General features: G+C 54.9%; 23 protein-coding genes and 1 pseudogene. 10 read left to right on the forward strand and 14 right to left on the reverse strand.

All coding sequences use genetic code 11. The features are described from left to right. The first annotated feature begins 152 nt into the window (after window positions 1–152). Together AC5RE1_RS02730 and AC5RE1_RS02735 are read left to right on the forward strand one after the other, a co-directional pair. Window positions 153–410, forward strand: coding sequence for a hypothetical protein (locus AC5RE1_RS02730; RefSeq protein WP_229038062.1), 258 nt, complete (start codon window positions 153–155; stop codon window positions 408–410). Beyond that, window positions 410–658: a ribbon-helix-helix domain-containing protein gene (locus AC5RE1_RS02735; RefSeq protein WP_285084278.1), complete on the forward strand. Its 249-nt coding sequence runs from the start codon at window positions 410–412 to the stop codon at window positions 656–658. Before AC5RE1_RS02730 ends, AC5RE1_RS02735 begins: the two co-directional genes overlap by 1 nt. A gap of 221 nt (window positions 659–879) precedes the next feature. On the opposite strand, the gene AC5RE1_RS02740 is transcribed toward AC5RE1_RS02735, so the two are convergent. Beyond that, window positions 880–1,029, reverse strand: coding sequence for an HNH endonuclease (locus AC5RE1_RS02740; protein ID WP_465245948.1), 150 nt, complete (start codon window positions 1,027–1,029; stop codon window positions 880–882). A gap of 105 nt (window positions 1,030–1,134) precedes the next feature. Next, window positions 1,135–1,305, reverse strand: a complete 171-nt coding sequence (locus tag AC5RE1_RS02745) for a hypothetical protein (protein ID WP_285084277.1) — start codon at window positions 1,303–1,305, stop codon at window positions 1,135–1,137. Window positions 1,306–1,545: 240 nt separating this feature from the next. Here AC5RE1_RS02745 and AC5RE1_RS02750 point away from each other — a divergent pair. Next, window positions 1,546–1,713: pseudogene (locus AC5RE1_RS02750) on the forward strand (glutaredoxin family protein); the annotation flags it as partial. Between the two features lie 51 nt (window positions 1,714–1,764). After that, the gene (locus tag AC5RE1_RS02755) at window positions 1,765–2,889 is read left to right on the forward strand and encodes a hypothetical protein (protein WP_493938321.1); all 1,125 of its coding nucleotides are present in this window, start codon (window positions 1,765–1,767) and stop codon (window positions 2,887–2,889) included. A 72-nt stretch (window positions 2,890–2,961) separates the two neighbouring features. Here AC5RE1_RS02755 and AC5RE1_RS02760 read toward each other — a convergent pair whose 3' ends face one another. Continuing rightward, window positions 2,962–3,243 (reverse strand): hypothetical protein, encoded by a 282-nt coding sequence (locus tag AC5RE1_RS02760; RefSeq protein ID WP_493938309.1) that lies wholly within the window; start codon window positions 3,241–3,243, stop codon window positions 2,962–2,964. Between the two features lie 176 nt (window positions 3,244–3,419). On the opposite strand from AC5RE1_RS02760, the gene AC5RE1_RS02765 reads away from it, so the two are divergent. From AC5RE1_RS02765 to AC5RE1_RS02780, 4 genes are all read left to right on the forward strand, one after another. Then, window positions 3,420–3,905, forward strand: coding sequence for a MobC family plasmid mobilization relaxosome protein (locus AC5RE1_RS02765; protein ID WP_493938310.1), 486 nt, complete (start codon window positions 3,420–3,422; stop codon window positions 3,903–3,905). Further along, the gene (locus AC5RE1_RS02770; protein ID WP_493938311.1) at window positions 3,902–5,662 is read left to right on the forward strand and encodes a relaxase/mobilization nuclease domain-containing protein; all 1,761 of its coding nucleotides are present in this window, start codon (window positions 3,902–3,904) and stop codon (window positions 5,660–5,662) included. Before AC5RE1_RS02765 ends, AC5RE1_RS02770 begins: the two co-directional genes overlap by 4 nt. A gap of 79 nt (window positions 5,663–5,741) precedes the next feature. Then, complete coding sequence (locus AC5RE1_RS02775; protein ID WP_285084272.1) at window positions 5,742–6,794, forward strand: DNA cytosine methyltransferase; 1,053 nt, start codon at window positions 5,742–5,744, stop codon at window positions 6,792–6,794. A gap of 9 nt (window positions 6,795–6,803) precedes the next feature. Then, a complete protein-coding gene (locus AC5RE1_RS02780) occupies window positions 6,804–8,534 on the forward strand; it encodes an ATP-binding protein (RefSeq protein ID WP_493938312.1) in 1,731 nt (576 codons plus the stop codon). Between the two features lie 13 nt (window positions 8,535–8,547). Here the strand turns inward: AC5RE1_RS02780 and AC5RE1_RS02785 are convergent, their stop codons facing one another. Genes AC5RE1_RS02785 through AC5RE1_RS02825 form a run of 9 tightly spaced genes read right to left on the reverse strand, consistent with a single transcriptional unit; the run spans window position 8,548 to window position 17,767 of the window. After that, window positions 8,548–8,961, reverse strand: a complete 414-nt coding sequence (locus AC5RE1_RS02785; protein ID WP_285084270.1) for a DUF4913 domain-containing protein — start codon at window positions 8,959–8,961, stop codon at window positions 8,548–8,550. An 18-nt stretch (window positions 8,962–8,979) separates the two neighbouring features. After that, window positions 8,980–10,155: a hypothetical protein gene (locus tag AC5RE1_RS02790; protein ID WP_493938313.1), complete on the reverse strand. Its 1,176-nt coding sequence runs from the start codon at window positions 10,153–10,155 to the stop codon at window positions 8,980–8,982. A gap of 39 nt (window positions 10,156–10,194) precedes the next feature. Beyond that, window positions 10,195–11,895 carry a type IV secretory system conjugative DNA transfer family protein gene (locus tag AC5RE1_RS02795; protein ID WP_493938320.1) on the reverse strand — a complete coding sequence of 567 codons (1,701 nt, stop codon included), beginning with the start codon at window positions 11,893–11,895 and terminating at the stop codon, window positions 10,195–10,197. Further along, the gene (locus AC5RE1_RS02800; RefSeq protein WP_493938314.1) at window positions 11,892–13,355 is read right to left on the reverse strand and encodes a putative type IV secretion/conjugal transfer ATPase; all 1,464 of its coding nucleotides are present in this window, start codon (window positions 13,353–13,355) and stop codon (window positions 11,892–11,894) included. The genes AC5RE1_RS02795 and AC5RE1_RS02800 overlap by 4 nt, the downstream gene beginning before the upstream one ends. After that, window positions 13,355–14,848: an SCO6880 family protein gene (locus AC5RE1_RS02805; protein ID WP_285101522.1), complete on the reverse strand. Its 1,494-nt coding sequence runs from the start codon at window positions 14,846–14,848 to the stop codon at window positions 13,355–13,357. The genes AC5RE1_RS02800 and AC5RE1_RS02805 overlap by 1 nt, the downstream gene beginning before the upstream one ends. Further along, window positions 14,845–16,098, reverse strand: a complete 1,254-nt coding sequence (locus AC5RE1_RS02810) for a TrbL/VirB6 family protein (RefSeq protein ID WP_493938315.1) — start codon at window positions 16,096–16,098, stop codon at window positions 14,845–14,847. Before AC5RE1_RS02810 ends, AC5RE1_RS02805 begins: the two co-directional genes overlap by 4 nt. 15 nt (window positions 16,099–16,113) lie before the next feature. Next, window positions 16,114–16,887, reverse strand: coding sequence for a DUF8175 domain-containg protein (locus AC5RE1_RS02815; RefSeq protein WP_493938316.1), 774 nt, complete (start codon window positions 16,885–16,887; stop codon window positions 16,114–16,116). A 2-nt stretch (window positions 16,888–16,889) separates the two neighbouring features. Continuing rightward, window positions 16,890–17,171 carry a hypothetical protein gene (locus AC5RE1_RS02820; RefSeq protein ID WP_195226025.1) on the reverse strand — a complete coding sequence of 94 codons (282 nt, stop codon included), beginning with the start codon at window positions 17,169–17,171 and terminating at the stop codon, window positions 16,890–16,892. Between the two features lie 2 nt (window positions 17,172–17,173). Beyond that, window positions 17,174–17,767, reverse strand: coding sequence for a DUF6668 family protein (locus AC5RE1_RS02825; protein ID WP_493938317.1), 594 nt, complete (start codon window positions 17,765–17,767; stop codon window positions 17,174–17,176). Between the two features lie 119 nt (window positions 17,768–17,886). Between AC5RE1_RS02825 and AC5RE1_RS02830 the strand changes: the two genes are divergently transcribed. Together AC5RE1_RS02830 and AC5RE1_RS02835 are read left to right on the forward strand one after the other, a co-directional pair. Continuing rightward, complete coding sequence (locus AC5RE1_RS02830) at window positions 17,887–18,174, forward strand: hypothetical protein (protein WP_285084264.1); 288 nt, start codon at window positions 17,887–17,889, stop codon at window positions 18,172–18,174. Further along, window positions 18,164–18,388, forward strand: coding sequence for a hypothetical protein (locus AC5RE1_RS02835; protein ID WP_285101518.1), 225 nt, complete (start codon window positions 18,164–18,166; stop codon window positions 18,386–18,388). The genes AC5RE1_RS02830 and AC5RE1_RS02835 overlap by 11 nt, the downstream gene beginning before the upstream one ends. On the opposite strand, the gene AC5RE1_RS02840 is transcribed toward AC5RE1_RS02835, so the two are convergent. Together AC5RE1_RS02840 and AC5RE1_RS02845 are read right to left on the reverse strand one after the other, a co-directional pair. Further along, window positions 18,378–19,574: a hypothetical protein gene (locus tag AC5RE1_RS02840; RefSeq protein WP_493938318.1), complete on the reverse strand. Its 1,197-nt coding sequence runs from the start codon at window positions 19,572–19,574 to the stop codon at window positions 18,378–18,380. The genes AC5RE1_RS02835 and AC5RE1_RS02840 overlap by 11 nt on opposite strands. Further along, window positions 19,571–20,104 (reverse strand): hypothetical protein (locus AC5RE1_RS02845; RefSeq protein ID WP_493938319.1); only part of this gene is annotated, 534 nt, incomplete at its 5' end. The genes AC5RE1_RS02840 and AC5RE1_RS02845, both read right to left, overlap by 4 nt.

Genomic DNA, 20,104 nt, shown 5'->3' on the forward strand with positions numbered 1-20,104 from the left:
TCCGTCAGCCTCAGGTTTTAACCCCCCTAGACCCCTATGGGGGGGGGGGCGTATATTATCAATTTACGTTTTAGCCGTAGGTTCTGGCTACCTCTAGCGCGGTATCATTTCGGGTAGTATGATGGGTAATATCATAGGTATTATTAGGGGGTGTGGTGGTAGTTCATCCGAACGCTCTTAAGCATGGTTTGACCACGGAGCAGGTGCAGTCAGCTTGGGAGAATTATCTGGTTGGAGCAGTGCGTGTCCCTGGAGAGCTGGAAGTGCGTATTGGTTTGACTCCCGAGGGTAGAGAGGTTGAACTCGTTGGCTCATTGCTTGCTGATGGCAACTGGCTTATCTTCCACGCAATGACCCCACCTACTAAGAAAGTCCGCACCGAGATCGATAAGGCGTTAAGGAGAAGATGATGAGTGAATACAAGCTAGCTAACGGCACCACGATCACTGACGCAGACATCGATGAGCTGTGCAAGGCGTTTGAATCTGAGTCATGGACGGGTCACCTTGAACGTATCCACCACGGCCCGACTGCTATTAGTGACGAGCAACTAGTCACCGTTGCGGTGAAGTTCCCTAAGTCGATGGTCAAGGCCATAGACGACCAGACTAAGAACCGGTCTGACTTCATCCGCAAAGCCGTAGCCGCATCCCTCTAGGAGTGCCCAATCACCGAATTATCTGACTTGGTTAACTGCCGAGTTGGGACACGTGCGGGTTTGGTTTGGTTACCGGCTACGGCCGTGGGTGTTTTGATTGACTCTATGACCGCGAGGATTGTGAGCAAGCTCTACCCTGATGTGCAGATTCTTAATGAGTCTTTCGGGGATACTCGCCCTGACGTTTGGTGCTGACACGGGTGTATCCGATCTTCATGCGATTACCGGTTGCCTTTCGCCCTGTTGTGGGAGGCGCACAGCATTTCGCAGTTGGATTCATCGGTAGCGCCACCATGCGACCATGCGGTCACATGGTCGGCGTCCATCTCTTTCAGCTTGTAAATACGTGTCTTATTACTGTTAGAACCCACGGCGCACAGCGGACAGTTAGAAACCCCCGTAGTCGCTGCTGCCGTCTGACGCTCATAAGCAAGGCGCTTGGTCTTATCATCAAATACTCGAATATCCAGTATCGGTCAATCCCGTACCTCCGCCAGGGCAGCCTCCAGCTCATCAAGGCTTGCAGTTTCAAGTCTGCCAGCGCGCCATTCTTCAACCTTTTGCGTGAGGCCATACTCGTATTCAAGGCGGTCATATTGACCTGCAAGGTCTTGCGGAATGCGTAGTGCTGCGACTGATGTTGCCATAGCCCCTCCCAAGTGTTTACGTGTAATCATCTTAGTTGCTTCCTGCTTCTTGATGAGGTCTCTGGTGATCGTTTTCGTGGAAAGAGTATTGCTTGGAGATTCTCATTATGAGTCGGGCAGCGGGGATGTACGTCCGGTTGAGCGGGTGACTTTTGGTGCCTGTGAGTGAACTGTTTGCGCGCACATTCCACATGTAGGTGACAGTGTTTGACACCTATGTGAAAGTGGGGTTGGGGTCTGATGGACGTCACCATTTATTCAAAGCCGAATTGTCCACAGTGTGAGGCGACGAAGCGGAAGTTTACGAAGGAGGGGGTTGCTTTTAGGGAGGTTGATGTTAGTGAAGATAAGCGTGCGTTTATGAGGGTGCGTGATGAGTGGGGATACCAGCGTGTGCCGGTGATTGAGGTTCGCGGTGAGGGTTTTGATGTGCGGTGGGATGGTTTTAGGCCTGACCGTATGAAAGCAGTGATTGACGAGTTCAACAGGTTGGTGGCGCTCAGCGTTGAAGCTGGGCACGATGTGGACGAGGAGGAGGCGCGGATAGCGGCGTTAGTTGATGGGGTTGTAGAGGCGCTGGTGAACGCGAGCGAGCCACACCAATACGGTTTTGTTGACGATAGTGCACAGCTGTCGGATGGGCGGGTCAACATTCTTTTATCGGGTTTGAACCCACATGATGAGCCATCCTTTAACTGGATATGGAACAACGAGGTGCGGGCGCGCGAGGCGGAAGCGCTTTCCCTCGCCGAGCAGGCGGGAGTTGATGTTGACGCGCTCACGGAGGAGCAGTTCGAGCAGATCGATACTGCGTTAATGGACAATGGTGAGTACGTGTACTTTGATGACCTTATTCGTCACACTGATGCAACGTTGTTGCGTATACCAGTCCAAGGTTTTCCTGGAAGAAGCCTTGAAGACATTTATGACGACATTAAGGCGGCGAGCGACATCAATGCCACCGCTTCGAACGGCCTGGCTGAACGGATAGAAGGTCGCGACCGAGAGTTCTTGTTACCAGCTGTCAGTGAGTATTTGGCTTCAGCTGGTATCGATGTTGAGTTGAACAAATATAAGGTGGCGCACCTGATCGAGGACAGCGCGTTGAGTGAAATACATGAAGGTGTCTATCTTGATGTTGTTTGGCATGGCAAGTTTCAAGAGTTCATTCCAGATAATTTCCACGACAAGACGGTGACGTTTACAGATCCACATGTTGCGCTCGGTAATTCACTGACTGGGGATTGTGGCTACGTTCGGTTGAAAGGCACGATGAGTATGAAGATCGAAAGCCAAAGGACGTTGAAGCGGTGCGGATATCCCGGTGACTGGCATGTGCGCACCGATAAGTGGTTTCCTGAACGAGCACGTGTTGAACGCTTCATTAGTGTGGATGATGAGTTGGAGATGCGTCGTGTGAAACCGGTTGTTGCATGTGGTGTAGAGCGTGATGCGCAGCGTTTTGTCACGATGTTGGAGCAGGGTGCGGGCACTTCGCGCCCTGGTTCGTTTCACCCGGCGGCCGCTCACGTGAGTGGCTTTAAGGTTGCTCAGAGCGTGCGCCCGCAAGCTCGGGGACGCTAACACTCCCGCTACGCAAAGAGGGTCGGACACTATGGTGTTCGACCCTCTTTGTGTTGTGTGTGCGCCTAGGTGTTACTGTTCGGGAACCTCGTTAGTGTTCGATTGTGATATGCGGGTTTGGCGCTTTGAGGTGCGTCGTGTTTTAGGTTTCACGGGCGGGGTCAGTCCGGCTTTATTCAGTTCGTTTTCCTGCCAACCAACCGCTGTCGCTTGCGCCCAGGCGCTCGCATATTCTTCCCTAGCGTGTTCCAAAGCGGCTGCCGCGTAGGCGAGTGTGTCGAGGCTACGGTGCCTGGCCTCAAGACCGGCAGTAAGAGTGTCTTTAATGCGTTGTGCGCGTTCATTCATATCCATGAGCGCCAGTATAGGTGCACGCTCATAGTGCGGGCTAAAAACTCGCGCGAAATAAGGAGGTGCACACTGGGTGCGCACCACTGCAATCACCTGTAAATGCTCACTTGCACATTCACAGAGCCTATCCTTAATCGTAGCTGATTAAGGAGCAAGCTATACAATCTTATGCTAAGATTATGCTTGAAAACGGCGGGCTTGCTCCGCTGGCCGTTTTGGTGTCCCGTTCGGGTCGCTGCGCTGGCTTATTGGTTGGAGGGCGAATGAGTGATTCGCGTGAGCGTCGTTTGCCTCCGGTGCGTAAGGTTTCGAAGGCAACGAACGCAAAGGGAATAAAGACGTTTCGGCTGAATATGCCAGTTGATGATTATCTTTTGTTGCGTGTGAATGCGCGTAAAGCAGGGCGCACGATGACGCGCTATCTGTTGGAGTGTTTGCGTCCACCTGTAACGCAAGTTGATGGCGAGCTCTTACGAGAATTGATGAGTGAATTGTTGAAACTCAATCGTCAGCTGCAGGGTGAGGCGACGAATCTTAATCAGATTGCTCACTGGGCAAATGCTGAGCACGCATTTCCGGGTGAGGCTCATTCGCTTGCTCGCCAGGTGCGTAAGCAAGTGACGAAGGTTGAGCAGCTGTGTTTGCGGATTAGTGATCTTCTATGATGCCTAACATTACTCGTGGCGGTAACACGGTTGGTTTGTTGGCTTATCTTTTGGGTGAGGGGCGGGCGAACGAGCACAAAGATCAGCACATTATTGCTGGTTCAAGTTCGTTGATGTTTCAGTTTGGGAATAGGACTTTAACCCATGAAGAAGCATTGCATGCTGGAGCTCTTTTAGATCTTGATAGGCGTGTTCATGGTACGTCGATGATGGGTAAGCGTACGTCTTGGGATTATGAGAATGAGCAGTATCGTGACGATGGTGAGGGTCCTAATCACGTGTGGCACGTGTCCTTGTCGTTGCGTCCTGATGAGCGTCCTTTGAGTGATGAAACGTGGGCGCATATTGCGACTGATTTTGTTCGTGAGATGGGTTTTGCTGACCCTGATGATCCGAATGATAATCCGTGTAGGTGGGTCGCTGTACGCCACGGTGTGACGAAGAATGGTGGCGATCATATTCATATTGCGCTCAACTTGGTGCGTGAAGATGGTCGTCCTTCACGCACGTGGAATGACTACTCTCGTGCTCAGCACACTGCTAATGTGCTTGAGCATAAGTATGGGTTGGAGATTCTTGATTCGCGCGAGCATGGTCGTGGAAGTAAAGGTATTCAACCGGCTGAGCAAGCGGCTGCGTTGCGTGAGGGTAAAGACTTAACGGATCGTGAAGCTTTAGAAGTTCGCGTGCGTGCAGCGCTTGTTGTTGCAACGACTGAAGCAGAATTTTTGCGCGAGTTGCGTGGTCAAGATGTTATCTTCCGTCCCCGTTTTGCTCGTGGTGATACCACCGCCGTGGTCGGCTATTCTGTTGCGTTGCGTCCCAGGAGTGGCGGTGAGCCAAAGTGGTATGGCGGGTCGAGTCTTGCTTACGATTTGACGTTGCCTCGCATGAGGCAGAACTGGCATGACTACTCTCATACTCGCCGTGAGGCGCTGGAATTATGGCACCATACCGAGCGCGCTACGCCGCCTGATCGCCCGGAGCATGGTGGCAATTATGATCGAGCGATTGCTGATTTGACGGTTGAGACGATTGAACGATTGCGTGCGCTCACCCCTGGAGACAGAGTTGGTTTAGCGAATGTCGCAAGCGATCTAGCAGGCGCGTATGCTGCGCTTGCCTTTGATATGGGCAACACTCACCCCCATATCGCTGCGACTGCGCGCGCGTTTGGGCGTCTTGCTCAACTCAAAGATGACCCTCGTCAACATCGGGTTTCATCACTGGCAGTTCGTAATGGTGTGCGCGCTCTGCGCGCAAGCCGAGCGTTCGGTAAACACAATCGTGGTGTGGCTATTGCTGCGTCCATGATTGAGATTTCTATGGCGCTCAGTGAAGCGGTGCGCTACCAAAAACAACGTGATACTGCGTTGCGTATCATTGGCGAGATTTCGAACGTACAGAGCGCGTGGGATATGCACGACCTGAGTGCTGCCGATGAGTTTCGCACCTACATTGCCGAGCGTCGCTCGCAAGCGACTCAGGGGCGCAAACAGTCGAATGCTGCAGTCTTGGAGCGCCCCGTTATTTTGGAAACTGATGCACCCATTGACACTGTCACGCCCAAGCCAGAGGCTGATGAGGTGAATACTGATGGGGATACCAGACGCATGACGAAGCAAGAGCTCTTAGCGACCAACCGCTTCTTGAGCGTGCTGGGAAGTAAAGGTAAGAGGCAAGGTACGCCCACTCCCCCGCCGATGGGTACACGTCCTCGTCCCCGCCCCCAACCCCCTCAAGGGCGCGCGAGATAAAGAATCGAGAAAGTGCGCAGGTTCGTGGGCGATGACGAGTGCGAAGTGAGTTTTGAATTGAAGGAGGGCAGGAGTTTACATGACTGAGCCACTGATTCGGGGGATTGATCTTTTTTGTGGAGCTGGTGGGCTCTCCCTTGGGCTTCAACAAGCTGGTATCAACATCGTTTTAGGGATTGATAATAATCCGGCATGCAAGTGGGCGTATGAACATAACATTCACGCTCCTTTCCTTGAAGCGTCCGTTCGGGATGTTGAGGCGAAGGATCTCAATAAGGTGTGGGCGGATGCGCGTTACCGGTTGCTCGCAGGTTGTGCGCCGTGTCAGCCGTTTTCTCAGCAACGACGTGGCAGGGACACCAGTGAGGAAGAGGCGTGGGATCTGCTTGATGAGTTTGGTCGTTTGGTTCGTCAGAGTCGACCAGAATTTGTCACGATGGAAAATGTTGCGCCATTGCGTTTTCAGCCTATTTTTGAGCGTTTCCTGCTCACGCTACGCGAGTGCGGGTATTGGGTGGATTACACGGTGCTGAAAGGTGAAAAGCATGGTCTTGCTCAAACACGTCGTCGTCTTGTGCTCGTAGCTTCTACTCTCGGTTCGATTGAGATTCCCGAGGACAGTGGCGTTGAGGCTCCTAGTGTGAATGATGTTCTGCGCGGACTACCTGCTCTTGTCGCTGGGCAGGCAGATCCGCATGATCGTTTGCATTATGCTCGGGCTTTGACTCCGATCAATCTCGCACGTATTCGTGCATCTATTCCTGGGGGAACATGGCGGGACTGGCCTGAAGAGTTGCGTGCACCATGCCATCGCAAGGCCAGCGGAGCATCGTTTCAATCGTTTTACGGAGTAATAGATGGGACGAAGCTAGGACCAACGATCACCACTGAGTTTTATAACTACGGCTCAGGACGTTTTGGGCATCCATCACAGCCACGCACGCTCACTCCACGCGAGGCTGCGCTCTTGCAGGGGTTTCCTCGTGACTTTGAGTTCATTGCTCCATGGGAGAAGCCGAGGCTGGCACGTTTAGGAAAACTCATTGGCAATGCAGTTCCCCCACCATTCGGTAAGCACGTTGGAACGCTTATGATGAGTTGTGTCATCAACGATGAGGCAGCCGAACACTAAAGGATTCACATGAGTACTCCAAACACCAGTTTCTCGTTTGAAATTTCGTTGACGGTACTCAATCACCTCGGACGTCAGCTGTATCGCAATTTCATCACTATTCTTGGTGAAGCTATCTCCAACGCTTGGGATGCTGACGCTGAACACGTCGAGATCACGTACGACCGTAAGTCACAATCAATGTTGATTGTTGATGACGGTGAAGGCATGGATGCTACCGACCTGCAGCATCATTTCTTACGAATCGGTTATTCCAAACGTAAAGACCGCAAGACGACTCGTTCTGCACGCCTTAACAGAGCTTTTATCGGAGCGAAAGGCATCGGCAAGCTGGCATTGTTGTCGTGCGCCGATACGGTAAGCGTTGCGTCGTGCAAAAACGGGTCGACAGTGGTTGGCTGTCTGATCGATAACTCCGTTCTGGACGCTCAAATCACGAATGACGGTAATCCTCATGATGTGCAACTTGGCGCACCCGCTCAGCAAGCGCTTGATGCATTGAGCACGAAACAACACGGGACTGCGCTCTATCTTGAAAACGTTCGAGTACAAAACAACACGTGTGAAACGCTTCGAAGACTCATCGCCCTTTTCTTCACTCACACGATCCGTGATGAGAGTTTTGAGATTCGGTTCAATGACGTTCCAATCACCGTCAATGATCTTGCAGACCTTGCAGAACATACTCAGTTTATATGGGCACAAGACACACCCGATGACCCTTATCTTGCGTTGTGTCCGTCAACAACACGAATGCAGGAGATCGTGTTTGCTCCAGGAGTTCACGGTTTTATCGCGTCTGTTCACAAGCCATCACATCGACAAATTCGAGGCACAGGGGAACACCTAACGGTGGATCTGTACGTGAACGGGCGTTTACGTGAAAAAGATATTCTGCGTCGTTGCCCCGATGCTCGTCTTTTCACGCAGTACCTCTATGGGCAGATCCATTTTGATGAACTTGACGCCACAATTGATGCAGATCCTTTTACGTCGTCACGAGAAGGCGTCGTTGATGGGAACAAGCAGTTTGACACAATGCTTGACGGGCTCACAAAAGCTCTTGGCACGATTGCCTCACAATGGGATTCGTGGAGACGTGAATCGAAGCAGACAGGTGATGCTGAAAATGAGAGTATCCGTCCTGTCGAACGTGCATCTGAAGATCTCGCTCATGCAGTTGAAGATAAGGTCGCTAGGTGGATTGATGACATTTCGCGCAATGTAAACGATCCTCAGATCGCCACAATCGGTAAGAAATGGCTTAACGATGCTGGTCAAGGAAGCACGCAAGCGAGTATCCAGTATCAGTTTCTGTTCACGCTTGAAAATCTCGCTCGCATAGCAATTCGAGAACGCCACCTCCCTTTAACAGGGAAAGCACGCGCGGAGGTGACGCGCGGGAAACGCTCAGAGGAGCAATTGTTTGCCAATGACAAGGTAAAGCCGAGTTTTCGCAGACAGACTGATGATCCCGCCTACATAGGTATTCGATATCTCCTATCTTCATTGAACAGCTACTTTGATGATCCTGATCTGACGGTGATCCCCGATTCCTACAAGATTGACGAGAAAGAGCTTCGAGTCAGCGCATATTTGCGTAACATCGTCATGCACACCTCTGAGCTGAACGACGCAGGTGTTCGCGAGTTCTATCGTCTCCTGCCTATTCTTCTCGAGAAGGCGTTGTCAATCTTCAATGACGATGAGGTAGCCCAGGACTCCCCTCTTGACTCATAGTCGATCATGATATTCACGTGTTCATATGAAAGTCTTGGCGGAGTTCTTCATAGTAGGGCTGGAATGGCAGGTGTTCTTTGTCGGGGGTGCGTACTTCGTGGCGGTCGATACAGCGTTTGAATGTGCCCTCGGGGCTGAAGAGTTCGCGCATCATCGGGTCAGCGATATTGACAAACCATGTGGCTAGGCCACTCATTGTGTCATCTTGGCGGGCTGCTTCCCATGATCGCCATAGAATCTGGATGCGGGTCAGGGCTTCGGGGTGGTCAAACCAGCGTTCGCACCAGAGCGTGGTTGATCGGCCTAGGTCGCGCCTGTAGAGGTAGGACAGGTAGTCCTCGAACCAGGTGGGCGCATCGGAGTAGAGCAGTTCGGGGGTAGCCGTGTCTGCTTCTTCTTGTTCAACTTCTTCAAGGTCATCGTTCATGAGAGGCTCCCAAGGGTTTTATCGGCTACGTCCGGTGGATTGGGTGCGCGGGCGAGGCCGTGGCGTAGCAGATACCGTAGTCTTTTTACCGAAGCGAGCACGCAGGCCTTTGAGGGCTGAGGTGGGGAATGATTCTTTCGCGACGCGCACAGATGTTTGCGTTTGGGCTGTCCCAACGTAGTGTGCTTGCGCTTGGGCTTGACGGGTGGTGGCGTGACTGACTTGTGCTCGCGCGTCGCCAACATCGCGGGTCGCGTCCTGAGCAGCAGCGGTGGCCATATCGGCGCGGGCGCGCATTGCGTCCTTTTCGTCCTGGCTGGCAAGTCCTCGTGACGCTTCTAGGTCGGTTTGTTCGCTCTGGGTGCGTGCGAGGGTTTCTTCATCGCGGGCTACTGATTCCAGGTGAAGCATCTGGTCAAGGTTGGCGTTGGCGTCGTTGGTTTCACGTTGGGCTTGGGCGAGTTGGGCGCGCGTTTCTTCGAGCGTCTGGGCAGATTCAATGACCTGGCTCAGGGTTTCTTTGACTTGACTGGGTAGCGTCGAGTTGTTCAGGCGTTCTTGGAGTTCTGTCTTCTCAGATTCGTCCGTCACGATGCTGAGGTTGCCTGTCAGCTGGCGGGTGAGAGTGTTTTTGATTGTTGCGCTGAGAGCGTCATTAGCCCACGTCTGCTCGATTGAGTCCAGTGTTTGTGTTGCGTGGGCGATGGGTTGAGCGAGCCTGGAGTCAAGGTCGTGGAGTTCTTGACGAATCTCTACGGCGGTTTTGGCTGGCTCAATAACGGTGCGTTTGTCAGCATCGACGAGCACATCATCGGAGACAGTGGTGTGGGCACCGTGCGCGTGAGGCTCGTCGAGGTTGACCTGATATCGCTCATAAACCTCGCGGTGGACTCGCTCGTAGGCTTCATCAATCATGGGGTCGTGGCCACGGTACTTTTCCACGTAGGAGATCATTCGCGCGACGTCATCGTCGCTAGCAGCAGTCCACCAACTCGGTTTTGAAGCGTTCGTAATGTAGCTCTTGGCAGTATCAATTTCCATGCGGTATTGCTGCCAACGAATGTTTGATTCTTGCGATGCACTCATTGCTTCTTGCTGGAGGCGAAATCGTCGCGCTTGGGCAATGTCTTGTGCCAGGCGCATCATTGTTTGCGCTTTCTGGCTGATTTCTTCGAGAACGGTATCGTCTTGCATGAGCTACTCCTAAAGGTGTGGTGGGGTGGATTAACGGTGTTATGCGAGTGCGCGTTTAAGGGACTGTGCGACCGCTTGTTGGTCAGATGTTTTGAACCAGGGGACGAGCTCGATCATGAGTGGGCGCGCGTGTGTGGCGAACAGCCAGGCGCGCCACTCAGGTAGGGCTGCCAACTCATCGACTCTCGCGATAGGGCGTTCCTGGGATTCGACGGCATTCGAGTATGAGGTCACGCCTTGGGTTGTCGAAGTGGAGTGTTGATCGACGTAGTGAACGCCAATCATTTTCGAGAAGTTTTCCAGCGCACTTGTCTCTTTCACGCCTCCTGCGTACAGGGCAATGTTTGAGGCTGACCAGAGCTTGGCCATTCCGGTCTCGCCCCACACGTCAGACCCTTGCGACCAGGACTGCAAGATTGTGACCAGGCAAATGCCTTTTGAGCCAAAGTGTGAGTAGAGCTTGGGAAGATCACGCCAGGGACACACGTTTGCTGCCTCATCGAGGACGACCATCATGGGAAGCGCGAGCCTGCCTCCACGCGCCTCTGCTTGGAATTCTGCTGCAAGGCAGGTGACGGCCGTCAGTGCTGCGACTAACGGAGTGGCTTGGCTTTCGTCTCGTGAGAGCGAGTAGAGGGTTTGGCAGGTGGTGACGAACTCGTGAGGCTTGAACTCGGTTCGCCTGTCGTCTGGTTGCCACCATTGATTAAATGATGGGTCTTCAACCCATTCGAGTCCTTGCCTGGCGCACGCCCACATTCCTCCACGTGTTTCATGGGGAAGATTGATCGCTGATTCCAACGATTTAGCCATGATTGTTAGACCGGCATCGTGGAGAATCTCAACGGGGCGCGTGTCTACTTCTGCTGATGCCCAGGCGTACACGTCACTCATCGTGTATCCGCCTAGGGCTGCTGCTGCGATGAGCTGGCCACGGATACGATCGCCACCACCGTCCCAAAAGGCACTGTAGGTGCCTTTGCCGTCCGTAGACCGTGCTGCGTCTCCCATGATTGCGCTCAGGCGGCTGGCACGGGAAACGATTGACCCGTCGTAGTGGTCTTGATCGCGGACGAACTCTAGTGGGTTCCAAAAGCAGGTGGCCACCTGCTTGCGGATTGATGAGGGGTCGAACACCCATACTGGTTCACGCGTGCGCTCTTTTCGCACGAACATCGTGGCGTCCACGATGTCTCGCTTGTTTGATGTTGCAAGCACGGGGCCACGAGTAGACAAGATGATGGGGACTGCGATTGCAGTGGTTTTACCGGTACGCGGTCCGGCAATGACTGTTGCGACTGCTTCGAAGTCTGCGAAGATTGCTCCGCCGTCTGCGACTGCCCGCCCAATCGGATAGCCTGGCCGGTGGGTAGAGTCGAGCCCGAACTTGTCTGCTTTGGCTCGAACTTTCTTTTCTCTAATGGCTTGGGTCGTTGCTTTCGTGCCCGCCAGGCGTGCAGCTTCGTCGCCTCGTTGCCGAGGTGTACGTGCAACGTAGACTCCTAAGCCGATAGCGAAGGCGAGCGCATAGAAGCTGAGCGTGACCACGGCAAGGACGATGAGACCTCTCCCACTCAGCCCTGTTCCACCTTGGGCGAGTTGGAGGGCGAGAACCACGGGGTTCCATGACCCTTTTCCTTGTCCTAATACGGCAAAGGTAAGGTGAGAAGCTAGGGTGAGAGGAATCGTTATCAGTGCCAGCGCCCCAAGAGCCCAGAGCACATACCGGTCGCCTCTCATGGGTGCCACCGCAGGTTCGTATCATTGACTTCGCGTTCATAGTGCGTCAGGCGCACTTGGGTTGGAATACCTGGTCTGCCACCGACTTTGATGAGGAATTTTCCTTGCCCTGGAGGCGCTGCCACTTCCCCACGTTTAGAGTCCCATGATGGCGGGGATGACCAGCTGGCAACCATTTCACGTTCTTTGCCTGAAAGGCTCATGACTTCTTCGAAGCTCGCGAGGTCTGAGCCTGGTAGTCCTCCCATAATGACTGCTCCGGCGCGCTCGATAAAACCTTTCGCTTTCATGCGATCTTCAGGTAGCGGGAGTGATTCAAGGTCTTTCATGGTGTGGGTAATCATGATGTTGCCAACGCCTTTTGCGCGGTTCAGGCGTGTCAGAGCGTCGATACGATCGACCATTCCGTCGCCTGCTCTCATGACCTGCCAGGCTTCATCCATCACCAGTAGGTATTGGCGTCTGGGTGCTAGTCCGTGCTCGCTCAACGTGTGGGCGAGATCGACCTGGGCGAAACCGTATGACCAGCACACCAAAAGGGTTGCAGCCTTCAAACCAGTGTCGAGGTCATTCATGGAGGAAATATCAAAGACGACGCTACGGTCCAGACGCATCGCGGTTGTGGTCTTTCGACCAAACACTTCTCCGAATACTCCCGAAGACAGGGTCATCAAAGAGATTTCAATATCTTCAGTTACCTGCCGATAACGACTCATGTCCCCGCGATCCATTGCGACTTCCCGTATTTCGTCGGGAGCCTCGCGGATCACATCGAGAACGTCAGAAATAACGATCTGACTCTCCGATCGGTCATTCAACACACTCAGCGCACGCGAGACGATCAAGTGGTCGCGTTCAGAAGGGCGGCTACGGCGCACAAGCTGGACGAGCCCCATGAGCAGGTCAAGCTGACGCGCCTTTGCTTCCGACATGAGGCTAGTCGCCACATTCTTAGGTAGCTGGGCGCACGCGTGACGCACACTCGTCAGGTCGAGTGGGTTCAAGGCTCCATATCCGTGGCCAACGGAAATCACCTGCCCGCCTAGGGCTGCGATCAGGCTGACGTGGTCAGGCTTTAAATCTCCGAGCACCATCGTGTGTGTTCCGAATGCTTCTAGGCCAGTAATCATTCTGCGCACGATCGTGGACTTGCCAAGACCAGGCAGACCAAGAACGAAAGCGCTCGGGTTAGAGATCAGCGAGGCGCGCTGAAACCAGCTGATGGGGTCAAAGCACACGGTTGACCCCGATAACAGGTTTGTTCCTAGCGGGACGCCGATCATCGGTGCGCCAGCTCCAATGCCAAACGGCCAGAGGCCACACACTTGCATACTGGTTCCACGCCATTCAGGGTGGACGGGCATACGCGCCCACGCGCCTCCGCCAGGCATGGTAAAGCCAAGCCGTGAGGGGGTAGGAGTCGTAGTGCGTGCGGGTTTCTTTGAGGTTCGCTTGCCCATCACATCTTCCCTGCCATCATCGACGCAACAGCTGCGTGTTGGACGGGAATGAGCCCCAGTGGCAAAGAGATCGCAAACCCCGCGTCTTGGGCTCCGTAGACAGGGCGGATACGCAAACGCGACGAAGCAGCCAGGCCGGTCACGGTTGATCGAATCTGGTCAAGTTCTGCCCTCGATGTTCCCGTTGCGCTGACCACCACACCGAAGTTCACCAAGCCTGCGCCCGAGGCTTCTTCTTGCGCGGTCTTTTGTGCCTGAGCAATCTCAATCTGCGCACGCGCAGTGGGGCGCGACTGGTTGTTCGCGCGAGCCAAAGCTTGGTTCAAATCTGCTTCGGCAACATCAGCGGTTTTCGACACGTCGACAGGCCGATACATGAGCGCGACCCGCTTGCGAGTAATCCTCGCGTGGGGTGCGAGCAACGCATTTAAGACATGCGATTGGACAATACCTTTGGGCGCGCCCGTCATCGCCCAGGTGACGGACACTCCCGAATCGTGCGTGTAGTAGTCCCATTGAGCTTCAGCTCCGATCGGTCCGACATCGTTCCACTCTAGGTCAATGGATTGTCCGCGTACTGCTGCTTCATCAAAGAGTTCGCCAGCAGCCGGGTCGTAGGAGGTTCGAACGAATTGTGCAAGGTCAAAAAGGCTACAGGGGTGGACAACGCCTGCGCCCGTGCCCGCGAGGTTGCCAGTCAGGTTGGCAAGGCGGGTCTGCATCTGGCGACCGAACTCATCTCGCGTGCGCCCGGCTTTGCGGTAGGTCAGTGTGATGAATACTCTCAGGTTTGCTGACCCCGTCGGGTAGGCGATCTGCACTTCATTCATCACCTCGCGAGCAAGATCTGGAGCATCATCTTTCATGCGCGTTTGGATTTCTTGACGCAGACGACTACCAGTATCAGGGGCTGAGTCGATGACGACTTGCGCGCCCGCAAGGTCTGCTTCTTGGCCGAGTGTGGCCAGCCAGAAGCCGAAGCGTGACACCCACGTATCAATGGTTTCTTCATCGACCAACGCCTGCCCGTCCGGTGAGGCGTGGAAAACGAGTGCGAACGTTGAGCGTGATTCGACGACGACGAACGTACGCATCAGGGAGTCTTGATACTCCATTGCACGCAACTGGCTAGCGATGCCCGGTAGCTGGCAGGAGCCCAGAGGGGTTTTGCCTGTTGTTCCCGCGCGGTAGATGTTGGTTTTCTTTCGACGGGCTTTCATGAACATCATGCGTTCTCCAATCCGATCGACGATGGTCAGCCCGTCTCGGTCGCGGGTCATCAGGCCGAGCATGACTAGGCCAAAGAATGCTGCGACCGCGACTGCATACAGCGGGCCGATAATTGTTTGAGTCAGGAATGTGGCCACGAGGCCAACGAAGAGGGTGACTGTTGCAGCACCAGACAGCTTCCCTAGACCAGCGGAGGCTGGCTTACGCCAATTACCGTAGGTACGCGGCCCTTTAACTGGGGTTTGAACGCTAGGGGTACTCATGATTGGCCTCCATCAGTGGCTGAATCTGCAGCGCCTTGCGCCATTGAGGCAGCAGTTTGAGCGACGGCACCTGCTGCGAGAACAACTGGGGCTGCGGGCCCTGCAGCTGCTGCAGCGCCACCACTTGCAGCAGCGCCTCCGGCGCTTCCAGCTGCTCCAGCAGATGCACTCGCACCCGTTGAAGCACCTGCGCCGACTTGTCCGCCAGCGCTCGACGCGCCACCGCTACTACCAGCGCTTCCAGTTGCCCCAGCAGCTCCGGACGGTGAGGCTCCTTGGGAGCCACCAGACGCGCCTCGCGCGCCTCCCCCACCAGAACCAGACGCGACCTTCATCGCTGCCATGCCACCGACTGCGGCAGCAGCACCTCCCCCGCCTCCAGAGCCAAGCGAAGCGGTTGAGGGAACGATGAATTTCACGAGCGCTGGCAGGGCTACCATCGACATTCCGATGAGCAAAAGACCTTGAATGAAGTTCAACATTCCATCAGCGGTATCTGACGTGTCTGGCTTCATCATTTTTAATCCCAACGCGAAAATGATCGCCACGGCGGGCTTGTAGAGGAGGAATGCTGCAATCCACCCCGTGAGTTTGGAGAACCACTGGCGTCCCCAGTCAGTATTCGTAGCTGCTGCGCTCAAAGGCCAGAGTCCAACCATGAGGATGAGGAACGGCTGGCGAATCATAAAGAGAACGACTTGAATGGCTCCGGCGATGATGGCGAGCAAACCGAAAAGGATCGCCATGAGAATGCCTGAGTGCCTGCTGAACGGGTTGAGTGCGAATAATGCGATGAGGTTGTCGTTGAAGCTACCAGCTGTTGCCTCGTCAAGCATCCACGCTGACCATTCATCTGAGGCTTGGGACAGGGTTGCAACAAGGGTCACGCCTCCCGCCGAAATCAGAATGAGGCGAATCAGCATCGCGAGAATATCTTTGAGTGGTTCTGCTTTACGTTGCCACATCAGCATCATCCCACCGATCATCACAGAGACGACCGCAAGGAGGGCTGTCAGATACTCTGTCTGACCGGCGAGCCATTGCGCGTTCGACTGGTGTTCGCTCGTAAAAGACGGAGGCGAAATCACCATGTCGCCCACCAGGACGAGCATCTTTTCAAGACCTTGGGATATTCCGTCGAACAGAGCACGCAAAATGCCGGTCTTTGCTTTACAGGCCAGGTCGATAAACCCACAGTCCTCAAGGCCAATGTCTGAGTTGTCCACCATTGGTAGCAGTGGCATCGTCATAGTCGCACGAGTCCTTTACTGCCCAGGCCGGAGATCCCAGGCGGTAAACCCGTTCGGAATCTTCGCATTCGCGTCACGCATATCAATGTCGCTTCCTTGTGCGACCGGAACGATCTTCCAATCGTTGTCAGTCCACACCAGGCGGTTCCACAGCTCGATAGAAGCCCACCTGTCTGGCAGACCAAGAGCAACGCCGATCTCATATTCATTCTTTGAAATCGGTTGGATTAAAAACCCGTTCACTGACGAGCTGGCATAGCGAGGACTCGGGGACGCTTTTGCGCGCTCGATCATTGCGTCCGCGTCAGCGCCTGGAACCAGCAGAGCCTCCAGCACGTCCGGTATATCCGTGCCACCTGAGGCTAAAAGCAGGCTGTAGTTCACCGCTGCAGTCAGAGCACCTGTTGGGGAATGAGCATATGTGGTGGGGAATGGTTCAAGAGAGCACGGTCCGGCGTTTGTCACCGCTAAAGTCACGCGCGACCTGGTGACGAAAGGCGTTACTTCAAGCGTCGAATCAGGGATGAGTTCAGATTCAGTAAGCCACGAGCAGGCATCATCATACGAGCCAGCTTCTGGAGGCGAATCAGTAGATCCGCTCGGCACACTCATTGGAACAGACGACGCGCTCTGAGCAGTCTGGGTGGCATCACTCTTATGGTTGATCGCGTAAAAGGAGGTGCCTGCGATTCCGACAATCAACAAGCCCAGAACCATAAAGCGTCCCACGCGCGCGTATAGAGGCTTTGTATCGGATTCGCCCGTCACGTTAGCGTCATGTTTCTTCATCGTCAGATACTCAAGAACGTGCCAACGATCGCGCCAGCGGAAGAGACGATAATCAGGCCTGCGATTACCCAGCCCAGCGAGCTGGCTGCTTCCATGCCCTCGCCACGACGGTTTTTGATTGCCATCATGCCACCAACGATGATGAGGCCGAGCACGCCCATGATCGAGGCAATCCAGGCAACCCACTTGACCACGGTGAGCAAAGAATCTGCACCCGGAGGAGCAGCAGGAGTCGTGTCCACGAGCGGAAGAAGCGCGCTCAGGGCGTGCAGCGCAGTGTTCATAATCAGTGTTTCCTTTCAACGGTGAGCTCTGATAGCTCAGTGATGGTGTGAGCAAATGTGCGTGGGAACCTAGAGGGTGTTTCGCCCACGCGAAGCGCACTCGAAAACTCCAGCGTCCATACGCGCGGGAAAGCGCCTCGCACAAGACGGCAGGCTTCAGCCAACGGGCGTGGCAAGCGTTTACCTGGGGCATCAGCGACAAGGACACACCCGAGAACATGGATGCCACTAACAGCGCCAGAGAAAACTTCCGCAGCAGCGCGCCTGGCTGCGTGCAAGCCACTCATGTGGGTTCTGGCAACGCAGATGACCGTATTAGCGTCAGGAAACGACGTAGGCCACACGTGCCCGCAATCAACAAGGCCGGTCAGGTTCGCCAACGTGGTCGTACCCGCCCCACCATGCAAACCAACAACACCCACACGCCCCAAAGGCTCACAATAATGGGACTCCAACAACGCCGTTTCGGGCACAGGAACACCCGCTTGCACTCCCCAAGAAGAAACCGCAACCGAATGAGGGCACGCCGGGGCAACCTCAGCCTCTTGGTGGCTATCCTCATCTGGGGTCGCCCACGGGTTAAACGGTTCACTCATTTTGACCGGCTTCTCCAATGCGAAAAAAATTGCAGTGTCTCTCTGCTGTGAATGTGCGCCACGTGCGCACTTAGCTCACATTCGAGACGCAACACTTTCAACCACAAAGGCAGGAAACCGTGAGTTGGCCACACATCAGCGTCGAAATCGACCAATCACACACGATTAAGACAATCATCAGCGGACTCACCACCTACCTGGAAGCCCCCACGCTCGCTGAAGCACGCCAGAAAGCCAGCGCCTATATCGGCCAATACGCAACAAAACTGGGGCGCACACTGACAGTGAAAGTGAGTGACCCTGAAGGAAAATGGACAATCAAAGTCGCACCCGACGGGACAGTCAGTGGCCTACCTACAGTCAAACGATCATTCTTCGCTCGTAAAAGGAGCCGTCATGCGCGGTGAACCTCGCACAATCGACACCACTGAAGCAACCCTGTATGCACTCACTCCAGGCTCACTGCCCCCTGGATACAGCAGCGAAGCAACCTACTATGCGACCTGGCAGGCAGTCGAAGAAGCACTCGCAGGAGCATCAGAGAACATGACACTCTGGAGTGCGCGCGTACTCTCAACAACCACGACAACCAACTGGGAGAAAACCGAGCTTACGCGCTAACAGCTTTACTCTCACCGCCTCGCAGTCCTTGTTCAAACGCCCAGTTTTCGATCGTGGCAAGCCACTTGTCCTCATGAGGTTCAACCCCCGTCCCCCCACGCACAATGCGCAGAACAAACGACGAGTCCACCCCACCGCGCCTTGTCCCACAAATAAGGGACATCCACGCTGAGATCACATGCGGTGGAAGTGCGAGCGAGGCAAGATACTCATCAGAGCGAGCCACTTTGATTTGGCGTGACCTATCCGTGGTCGCTGCGATCTCAACCATGCGCCTCGTCGCCTGCCAGGCCAGGCCTTGCCCCACCCCGCGCGCAACCAGCTCAGCGATCAGATGATGATGTCCCCGCGAAAACAGTTCAGTCAGATCAACAAAAGACACCTGGTCAACAGGACGCACGTCATCGGTGCCCACTGCTCGAAAATCGCTGTGTTCACCGATCGTGTCTACCGCAAGCTCACGCAGGAACATCTCGTCCGCGTGACCCACTTGCCTGACCACAATCGAAACCGCTAAACCCCACGGGTTCGATTCAGCCGACAACACCTGCTGCGTATGCTCTCTGAGCACGCTCCACAACCGAGAAATCAGATCTTGGCGCGCCTCCACGCTCGACATATGCGAACGCCTACGCACAATCCACCCCAGCCGAGCATCAACCTCAACCTCACAGGCAACAGCAAGAGCACGAGACGCGTTATCCCCCCACCCTGACTTCACACACGCCTCAAGGAGTGCAAGCAAGCCCCTGGCAGACAAAGGGTCAATCCCAATACCAGCATTACCGTCTTTACCGGCAAATCCGGTAAAGACGGCATTGCCGGTATTGTCGGCAGACTCATCAGTGTTCAACGTGGACGTCGATACGCTGTTCACGACAGGAACTCGGGTCAGAGCAAGCCTGGCAACGATGTGTTGCGCGATCTGAATCTGGCGCGCCCCCAGCTCACTCGCCCCTCGAACAGGCTCATCACACACGCACACCGATTCGCCAATCAGGTTCGCGACGCACTCGCGCGCAGCCTGCGGACTCATCATCGCCTGTTCGCCAAGCTCACCGTAGGTGATAATCACACCCCCGCTTTGGTCAGCGTGCCAGACCAAGCGAGCTAAAACCATCGCTTCGCTAGGCGTTGCGAGCCTCAGATTCAACGCACCCAAGGAGGCGTACATCACGGCCGTCATGCGCGCTTTTCCTGCTCGTCATACCAGGCTTGAGCCATGTCCCGCACTCGGTCAAACAGGCCAGGGTCATCATCGTAACCGCGCTGGGCAATCGCATTGACGCGCTTGAAAACTTCCCAGTCGAGGGCTAGGCGTTGTGAGGCAACATCTTCGAGGAAAACACGCTTTTCGCGCTTGGCCTCGGCGCGCCTTGCGCTGGCACTTGGAGGCTTTCCAACAGCGAGAACATCACGCACCCTAGCAATCAGAAAACCCGTTGGATTGCGAACATCCGACAACGGGGGCAAGGGGTTCGAAGCCAGCACATCGCGCAGGCCACTGGGAGTCCACCCGCTTCCAGCACACGCGTTTTCCGCAAGAGTCTGAAGCTGACGCACGCCAGCGCCAGAGAGCCAGTCAAGCCACGATTCAGGCAAGACCGTCGCTAAAAACGCCCAATCCGCGCCACCCGAATCCAACACCCTCAAGGGCGGTGGCAGGCACTCCGCATCCGCCTCCACCAACGGCGAATCAATCACCTCGACGTCCAC

The sequence above is a fragment of the Actinotignum sp. usb-actsch-rep-73 genome, assembly GCF_059082735.1.